Origin of the sequence: Streptomyces sp. PU-14G, assembly GCF_041028275.1 — a bacterium.
Lineage (GTDB): Bacteria > Actinomycetota > Actinomycetes > Streptomycetales > Streptomycetaceae > Streptomyces.
On sequence record NZ_JASKYT010000372.1, the window covers coordinates 1 to 6083 of the forward strand.

6 protein-coding genes are annotated in these 6083 nt (G+C 72.7%); 3 read left to right on the forward strand and 3 right to left on the reverse strand.

Features of this window, described 5'->3' with window-relative positions; translation table 11 throughout:
- Positions 1–151: 151 nt before the first annotated feature.
- On the reverse strand, positions 152–592 hold the full coding sequence (locus AB8Z75_RS29090) for an Lrp/AsnC family transcriptional regulator (protein ID WP_369207152.1): 441 nt from the start codon (positions 590–592) through the stop codon (positions 152–154).
- Between the two features lie 237 nt (positions 593–829).
- On the opposite strand from AB8Z75_RS29090, the gene AB8Z75_RS29095 reads away from it, so the two are divergent.
- The 3 genes from AB8Z75_RS29095 to AB8Z75_RS29105 all read left to right on the forward strand — a co-directional run bounded on the left by AB8Z75_RS29095 (position 830) and on the right by AB8Z75_RS29105 (position 3497).
- On the forward strand, positions 830–1270 hold the full coding sequence (locus AB8Z75_RS29095; RefSeq protein WP_369207154.1) for a hypothetical protein: 441 nt from the start codon (positions 830–832) through the stop codon (positions 1268–1270).
- Between the two features lie 249 nt (positions 1271–1519).
- Entirely contained in the window at positions 1520–2575 is a 1056-nt protein-coding gene (locus AB8Z75_RS29100) for a Gfo/Idh/MocA family protein (protein ID WP_369207156.1), read from the forward strand.
- A gap of 316 nt (positions 2576–2891) precedes the next feature.
- Positions 2892–3497, forward strand: coding sequence for a hypothetical protein (locus AB8Z75_RS29105; RefSeq protein WP_369207162.1), 606 nt, complete (start codon positions 2892–2894; stop codon positions 3495–3497).
- 15 nt (positions 3498–3512) lie between these two features.
- On the opposite strand, the gene AB8Z75_RS29110 is transcribed toward AB8Z75_RS29105, so the two are convergent.
- Positions 3513–4454 (reverse strand): endonuclease/exonuclease/phosphatase family protein, encoded by a 942-nt coding sequence (locus tag AB8Z75_RS29110; RefSeq protein ID WP_369207158.1) that lies wholly within the window; start codon positions 4452–4454, stop codon positions 3513–3515.
- Between the two features lie 60 nt (positions 4455–4514).
- Positions 4515–5690 (reverse strand): acyl-CoA dehydrogenase family protein, encoded by a 1176-nt coding sequence (locus AB8Z75_RS29115; protein WP_369207160.1) that lies wholly within the window; start codon positions 5688–5690, stop codon positions 4515–4517.
- Positions 5691–6083: the final 393 nt, after the last annotated feature.

A 6083-nucleotide genomic window follows, 5' to 3' on the forward strand; every position in this document is an offset into this window, starting at 1 on the left:
CATGGGAACAGTCTCCCGCTTACGGGCGTCGCGCCGGTGCGCGGGGTGGGCCGGCCGCTGCCGGTGCGCCGGGCGGGCGGCTTCGCCCCCGGCCGGTGTGCGGGGGCGGACGAGTTGCGCGAGCGGACTCGGGCGGCCCCGTGAGCGGGGCTCAGACGCGGGGCGGGCGGGCCTCGTACGGCGTGGAGAGGACGACGGTGGTGCGGGTGGAGACCCCGGCCAGGGTGCGGATCCTAGCGAGCAGGTGCTCCAGCTCGATGGGGGTGGCGACGCGCACCTTGAGGATGTAGTTCTCGTCGCCCGCGACGCTGTGGCAGGCCTCGATCTCGGGCACGTCGGCCAGCCGGTCGGCGATGTCGTCCGGGGCGCTGGGATCGAACGGTTTGACGGAGATGAAGGCCGTCATGGGCAGCCCGACGGCCTCGGCGTCCACGAGCGCGGCATAGCCGCGGATGACTCCGCGCTGCTCGAGGCGGCGCACGCGCTGGTGCACCGCCGAGGTGGACAGGCCGGTGGCCTTGCCCAGGTCGGTGTAGCTCATCCGCCCGTCCCTGACGAGCAGTTCCACGATCTGACGGTCGAGTTCCTCCACAGCGGATCACCGTAGCGCCCCCGCGCCATCCGTGCAGCGAGTGCGCCCCGGCGCACGGGGACGGCGCGCCGTGGCACGCGGGGGCAGCACCGGAAGCACGGAACCATGAGGTATGTGATGAAGGCCACACTTATGCACCGGCGTCCAACGGCACGGGGCGATTACGCGTGTGGCACGACGGGAAGTGCTTGCTGTGGCCGGAGCCGAGAGCCCGGCCGTTCCATCAAGGGGGATCACATGCGCACGACGAAGTCCCGCTCCGCTCGCCAGGACACCGCTCACCTGAGCGACGCTCACCAGGGCGAGGCGACTGCCCTCCTGGACGGCTCCGAGGTTTCCGAGGAGCCGACCGGATCCGTTTTCGAGGAAGAGATGTACGAAGCCCTCCGTGTCCGGTGTCCCGACTGCGCCCAGGCGATCGCGGTCTTCTCCCAGGAGCGCGAGCTGCCGCGCCACGGCCTGTGCGCCTCGCCGTGGAACCCGTTCGGCCTGACGGTGTGCCAGGGCTCGGGCCGCCCGGTGCGGGACGCCGAGCCGTGGGACCGCGAGCCGAAGGAGCACACGGTCAGCGAACTGCTGCGACTGCCCGAGAGCCTGGACTGGCGCACCCAGCCGTTCTCCCACGTGGTGCTTCCCGGCTCACGCCCGGCCACGTCCGCCCGCGTCGAGGTCGGGTGACGCGTCACTCCCCCGCGCTCGTCTCCACCCCGCCCCGGTAGCACTCCTCCGGCGCCGCCTCCCTCGTGACGCGGTGCGCGGTCAGGTCGTCCGGTCCTGGCGCCCCTCGTTGACGGCACGCCGGCTCGAACACGGCAGTCGGCGGCACGAGACAGCGCGGGGCGGCACGAGACGGCACGGGGCGGCCCGGGAAGCGCCGCGCGAACAAAGGGGTTGCCCGGGGCAGACGGCGCACGGGAATCTACCCGGATGACTCAGGTGATGGTGGTGGGGCTGCGGCGCGGGCTCGTGCTGGCCCGCTGGTGTGCCCGCGCCGGGTTCGAGGTGGCGGCGGTGTGCGACCCGGACCGCGCGTTGCTGGCAGCGGCCACCGCCCGGTTTCCGGCCGCGCGCACGGCCCACGACTGGCGGGAGCTGCTGGACGCGGACGTCGACGCCGTCGTACTGGCCAACGACTTCGACGCGCACGCCGAGCCCGCCCGTGCCTTCCTCGCGCGCGGGGTGCACGTGCTGTCCGAGTGCGCCGCCTGCGTCACGGAGGAGGAGGGCAGGGCGCTGGTCAGCGCTGCCGAGGAGTCCACGGCCTCCTACTCCTTCGCCGAGAACTACGTCGAGCATCCGCATGTGCGCACGCTCGCACGGCTGGTGGCGGCCGGGGAGATCGGGGACGTGGAGCTGATCGAGTGCGACTACGTCCACGGTCTCGCGCCGCAGGAGGTCGCCGCCTTGGCCGGTGACCCGGCCCACTGGCGCGGACGCATCGCACCGACCGCGTACTGCACCCACACCCTCTCTCCCGTCCTGGATCTGACCCGTGCCTGGCCCGTCGAGGTCACCGCGCATCCGGTGGGGCGTCTGGAGCGGCCCATGGCGGTCGTGCTGGCCACCCGGCTGTCGACCGGCGCGCTGGCGCTCACCCGGCAGACGTTCCTCCAGGGGGAGCCGGACAGCCACTGGTCGTGGCTGTCCGTACGCGGCACCCGGGGTCTCGCGGAATCGCTGCGCGCGCCGGGAGCGGACGCCTGGTCGGTGCGGCTGCGCAACGAGCCGTGGGCGCACGGCGGAACGCTGCGCGACGAGGTGCGTCCACCGGAGGAAACGACGCTGTACGGCCGGCCGGTCGACCCGATGGACGTGGGCACGGCGCTGGTCGTCGACGCGTTCTGGCGCACGGTGACCCAGGGCGCGCCGCCCCGTGTGGGTGTCCGTGCCGCGGTCGCCGCCTCGCTGGTCGGTGTCGCGGGCGCCCGTTCCCTGGCGGCAGGCGCCGTCCCGGTACCGGTCGCGGGAGTGGCGGACTGGTGAGGTCGCGGAACCGGGCGTTTCCCTCCCCTCGCCGCCGAGGAATGGCTGAGCGCACAGCCGTGTACGGGCCCGCGTGGATCCCGTGCGGCTGGGGACTCGGGCACGCGAGGAGGCAGCCATGGCGAACGCGAGTACGAAGAGCAGGACGAGCAGCAGAACGAGCAGCAGGCCGAGCCGCTCCAGCGGCGGCAAGAGCGCCGGCGAGAAGGCCGGAGGCAACGGCGGCAGCACACGCGGCACACACGACGGACAGGGCGCACGCGGCAAGCAGGGCACGCGCGGCAAGCAGGGTAGGCAGCAGGCGCTCGTCAGGGAGCTGCTGAAGCGGCACGGGACCACCTACGCGCAGGACGCGGGCATCACGCTGCGGGACACCCCCATGCCCCTGTACCAGCTGCTGGTGCTCTCCATGCTGCTGTCCGCCCGGATCCGCGCGGACATCGCGGTCGCCAGCGCGCGGGCGCTCACGGACGCGGGCATGAAGAACCCGCGGCGGATGGCCGACGCCACCTGGCAGCAGCGGGTGGACGCGCTCGGCGTGGGAGGCTACCGGCGCTACGACGAGCGCACCTCCACGATGCTCGGCGAAGGCGCGGAACTGGTACTCGAACGATGGGGCGGCGACCTGCGCAGGCTGCGCAGGAGCGACGACCCCGAGGGCGCCCTGCGTGAGGTACCCGGCATCGGGCCCATGGGCGTGTCGATCTTCCTGCGCGAGGCCCAGGCGGTGTGGCCGGAGTACCAGCCCTACCTGGACGGCAAGGCGCTCCAGGGGGCGCAGAAGCTGGGGTTGCCCGAGTCGGCCGGGAAGCTGGCCGAGCTGGTGAGGAAGGACGAGCTGGCGCCGCTGGCGGCCGGTCTGGTGCGAGCGGCGCTCAGCTCGAAGGTGGCCGAGGAGGTGCGGGAGGCCGCGGGGGCCTGAGCGGTCGCGCGGCGGCTACAGCTCCACCAGTGCCTGCACCGGCAGATGGTCGCTCGGGTACTGCCCGTCGCGCGCGTAGGCGATGATCTCCGCGCGGTGTGTGCGGACCTTCGGCGAGGCGAGAATCCAGTCGATGCGGTCTCCGTCCGGCACCAGCGGCTCGTAGCCGTGGAAGGTGCCGTACAGCTTGCTGCGGCTTGCGGCCGTGTCCCAGGTGTCGGTCAGTTCTCCGTCCGCGAGCAGGGTGTCGTAGACGGGGTTGGCGTGCGCGGGGACGTTGAAGTCGCCGGTGACCAGCCGCGGGAGCGCCGCATCCAGCCCGCCGAGCCGGTCGGTGATGAGCGCCGCGGAACGCTCGCGGGAGTACTGGTTCTGGTGGTCGAGGTGGGTGTTGAGGTGGTACAGCTCGCGGTCGTTCGCCAGGTCGCGGAACCGGATCCAGGTGACCATCCGGATGACGGCGTTGCCCCACGTCTTCGAACCGATCAGATCGGGCTGATCGGAGAGCCAGAAGTGGTCGTACTCGAGCGGGAGCAGTCTGCGGACGTCGTAGAAGACCGCCATGAACTCGTCCCTGCTGCCGCCCGCCCGGCCGGTGCCGATCCAGTCGTAGCGGGACCTGCCGAGGTCCGCCGCGATGTCCTTCAGCTGCGGGTAGAGCCCCTCCTGGGTTCCGATCAGGTGCGGGCGCTCGCGATGGAGCAGCGCCCGGGTGACCGGGCGCCGCTCGGGCCAGCTGTGGGGCGGGGTGTCGGAGGCGTACCGCAGGTTGAACGACATGACGCGGAGCGCCCGGTTCCGGCCGCCGTCCTCGGGCCGGCTCGCCTGGGCGGGGACGGCGCGCGCGGTGGCGGCGTGCGCACCGGCGGCGCCGGCCGCGAGGGGGACGGCGAGTGCCGCCGCCGCGGCGGTACGGATACCGCCTCGGCGGGTGAAGCGTGGTGCGGCTGACGACATGTGAGGCCTCCCTGGGTCCTGAGTGGATCGGGGTGGTTCTCGTGCGCGCCCCGCGGGGCTTCAGCTCCTGCTCTCCGGGCCCGCCAGGTGGCGGGCGATCACCATGCGCTGGATCTGGTTGGTGCCCTCCACGATCTGCAGGACCTTCGCCTCGCGCAGGTACCGCTCGACGGGGAAGTCCGCCGTGTAGCCGTACCCGCCCAGCAGTTGCACTGCGTCGGTGGTGACGCGCATGGCGGCGTCGGTGCAGAAGAGTTTGGCCATGGCGGCCTGCCGGGAGAACGGCTTGGCCGCGTCGCGGCGGCGTGCCGCGGCCAGGTAGAGGGCGCGCCCGGCCTCGATCTGGGTGCCCATGTCGGCCAGCGTGAAGCGCAGCCCCTGGAAGTCGGCGAGGGGGCGGCCGAACTGCTCGCGCTGGGCGGTATAGACCAGCGCCTCGCCCAGCGCGGCCTGGGCGAGGCCGACGGCGCAGGCCGCGATGCCCAGGCGCCCGGCGTCGAGAGAGGAGAGGGCGACGGTGAGGCCCTGCCCCTCCTCGCCCAGCCGGCGTGCGTCGGGGACGCGCACCTGGTCGAAGTGCACCTGGGCTGTGGGGGATCCGTTCAGCCCCATCTTGCGCTCGGGCGGTGCGGCGCTCAGCCCCTCGGCGTCCGCGGGGACGAGGAAGGCGGTGATGCCGCGGGGGCCATCCTCACCGGTACGGGCGAGGACGGTGTAGAAGTCGGCCACGCCGCCGTGGGTGATCCAGGCCTTGGTGCCGGTGAGCACCCAGTCCTCGCCGTCCCTCACGGCGCGGGTGCGCAGGGAGGCGGCGTCGGAACCCGAGGCGGGTTCGGACAGGCAGTAGGCGCCCAGCAGACCGCCGCCGAGCATGTCGGGCAGCCGCTCGGTGCGCTGCTCCTTGCTGCCGAAGTGGGCGAGCCCGTGGCAGGAGAGGGAGTGGACGCTGGTGCCGAGCCCGACGGTCAGGCGCGCCGCCGCGAGCTCCTCGAGGACTTGGAGGTAGACCTCGTAGGGCTGGCCTCCGCCGCCGTGCTCCTCGGCGTAGGGCAGGCCGAGGAGGCCGGAGTGGGACAGGAGGCGGAAGGTCTCGCGAGGAAAGGTGCAGGACGCCTCTTCCTCGGCGGCCACAGGCCTGATCTCGCGCTGCACCAACTCGCGTACGAGACCCAGCAGATCGCGTGCCTCGTCCGTGGGCAGTTCGCGTTCCACCGGCTGGGGACCGTCCTGGGGCATGGTGCGCGCTCTCCTTCGGCTCGGGGAACTGCGGCGGTCGCGCCGGGGTGTGGCGGGCCGCCGTGGGTGCCGGCCCGTGCGGGCCGGGAGTGCCGGTGCCTCAGCCGTGATACTGCACCGTCGGGTCGCGACGGTGGCTGACCAGCGGCTGCGGCGAGTTGGAGTATGCCCGATCGCGCGCCCGTCGTCACCGGCGTCGGGGTGTGAACCGGACAGGGGGCGGGGTGAACGGGCGGCAGCCGGGCCGTGAACGGAAATTGGTCCGAACCATTGACGCACTGGTCTAGTCCTTCTACATTCCCGGAACGTACGACAGGCACGGCCGCAGCACCCAGTCCCCCCGCACCCCACACGCGAGGTGAACCATGCTCGGACCGGAAAGACACCCCTTCT